Raw genomic sequence first — 1783 nt, 5'->3', positions numbered from 1 at the left:
TCAACTAAGCGTCGAAGTACGTAAGCTGCGTCAATGCCAACCTCTTCACAGCGCTCCCCCTTAAGCTCTGCGATGCGTTCTGCAACGTCTGGTTTTGTGAGGTTTTCGCTGCCTATCTTCCGGGCGGTCTTTTCGCTGTAACCCGCCCTGATTGCTGCCTGTGTGGCATTGAGGTCTTTCAGGTACTCACGGGCAAACAGCTCTTGTTTGTCAGTGAGCTTTGCCATTTTCTACTCCGCGTAGGTTGCTACCACTCTGAACGCATCAATGTAATCTTTTTTGATTGCGCTAATTGATGGGGTGACCTTGTCTGTAAAACAATAAATAAAATCAACATCCATATCTGGAGTTTCCTGCCTCATATAACCAACTCGCACATATTGAGTGCTATGACATGGCCGAATCCATAACTCGAAACTTTCAATAACATTGATTGACATTTTTCAGCACATCCCACTTTCCACTCTCGGAGGATTTCTAACCCGACGAGATATTGTTCTTTAAACGATAATGCCAGCAGCACGTAATGACGTTAGCAACGCATTAAGTTGATTTCCTGCGCTTGTGCCATCTGCGGCTACCGTGCAATCGGCAACAGTTGCGGCTTTCTTTACACCACCTAACACTGTTGGTGTGGCGGCAGGCAATACATATGCATCGCCTGAAGTGGCGACTTTTACAGTCTTTCCAGATTGGTGAATTACATTAGTCGTCATGGGGATTCCTTTATGATGTTTTATGTCTGTAATGATTGAGAGCCGTTGTGAAAGTGGCTCTCAATCTGTAACCAATTGATTTATATTCAAAGTGTGATTTAACACTTTGGGATATCAGGCCGCCAACCGGTGTTGCTCTTCAATGAGCGGTGTTTTGTGGTTTCGCTCAAACATCCTGGTCAGCTCAGACTTACGCTTTTCAAAGTCCCAGCCCATATTGATGAATACCGTGTCTGCACGCTGAAGCTCAGTAATGGCCCGGATTTGCTCAGCGGTCAAATAGTCACGAATCGCCTCGGCCTTTCCGATTTCATTCTCTTTCCTGAACTTCGCAGAAGTTGCGCCAAGCACAATGCGGTTTATCAGGTTGGCTTCATTGCTGAAGTGATAATGTTCAGCCTCTTTCCCTTCCGCTTCTTTGCTGATCTTGATCGCATTGGTCATTGGTCGGTATTCAACCCTAGCTAAATCCCGCTCTGCTTGAATAGCCGCTTCACATTTAGCTTTTTCCCGGTAAGCAATAAAACTATCAACCAGACGAACCTGACCATCCCTTGCTTTCTCGCCGCCGATGAATGGCATTGCGATCAGAAAACCACGCTCAGTAAGTTCGTAGCATGGCTTTGCTCTGTTCATTTTATCTACGTATGAGGTCTCCTTGAAATCAAGGGCATCTAAATGTTCAGAATCAATCAAGGAGCGAATGTTTTGCATTACGTTATCGTGACGACGACCAAACTCTATTGCGATTACATCAGTGCTAACTACTGGAGTGCCTTTAATGATTTTAATCAGGTGTTTCATCGTATTTCCTTTTTGGGATATGAGTCAGTTCTCCAGATATGGACAGCCCAAGAGCGGCACGATGAAAGCCACCGTCCTATCCCTGCCTCATATCCCGAAAAAGACTCTTGGTTTTTATTGCGCGGAGAATGCGCGGTGATTTACTGCCAATAAAAAAGGCCCAGTCGTTAAACTGAGCCTTCATGTTCTTTGTTCGCGGCTTTGCTACTCCTCTCGGCGTTGCTACACCACTTCTCGTCTTTCCGAGCCGCCAAGATAGGCCC

General features: G+C 46.0%; 3 protein-coding genes. All 3 read right to left on the bottom strand.

Annotated elements, in window-relative coordinates; all coding sequences use genetic code 11:
* Nucleotides 1-227 (bottom strand): terminase small subunit (locus tag V2A85_RS23410; RefSeq protein ID WP_420072523.1); only part of this gene is annotated, 227 nt, incomplete at its 3' end.
* Nucleotides 228-500: 273 nt separating this feature from the next.
* Nucleotides 501-716 carry a head fiber protein gene (locus V2A85_RS23405; RefSeq protein ID WP_050875803.1) on the bottom strand — a complete coding sequence of 72 codons (216 nt, stop codon included), beginning with the start codon at nucleotides 714-716 and terminating at the stop codon, nucleotides 501-503.
* A 114-nt stretch (nucleotides 717-830) separates the two neighbouring features.
* The gene (locus tag V2A85_RS23400) at nucleotides 831-1520 is read right to left on the bottom strand and encodes a Rha family transcriptional regulator (protein WP_420072522.1); all 690 of its coding nucleotides are present in this window, start codon (nucleotides 1518-1520) and stop codon (nucleotides 831-833) included.
* Nucleotides 1521-1783: the final 263 nt, after the last annotated feature.

Origin of the sequence: Yersinia sp. 1252 StPb PI (assembly GCF_048593885.1) — a bacterium.
Classification (GTDB): Bacteria; Pseudomonadota; Gammaproteobacteria; order Enterobacterales; family Enterobacteriaceae; genus Yersinia; species Yersinia enterocolitica_E.
Note: the sequence above shows the minus strand (reverse complement) of the source record. Positions and strands in the feature narration are given on the sequence as shown.

What these genes read in the sequence shown, in the direction of transcription:
- V2A85_RS23405 (WP_050875803.1), bottom strand. Translation starts at nt 716, where the DNA reads ATGACGACTAATGTAATTCACCAATCTGGAAAGACTGTAAAAGTCGCC.
- V2A85_RS23400 (WP_420072522.1), bottom strand. Translation starts at nt 1,520, where the DNA reads ATGAAACACCTGATTAAAATCATTAAAGGCACTCCAGTAGTTAGCACT.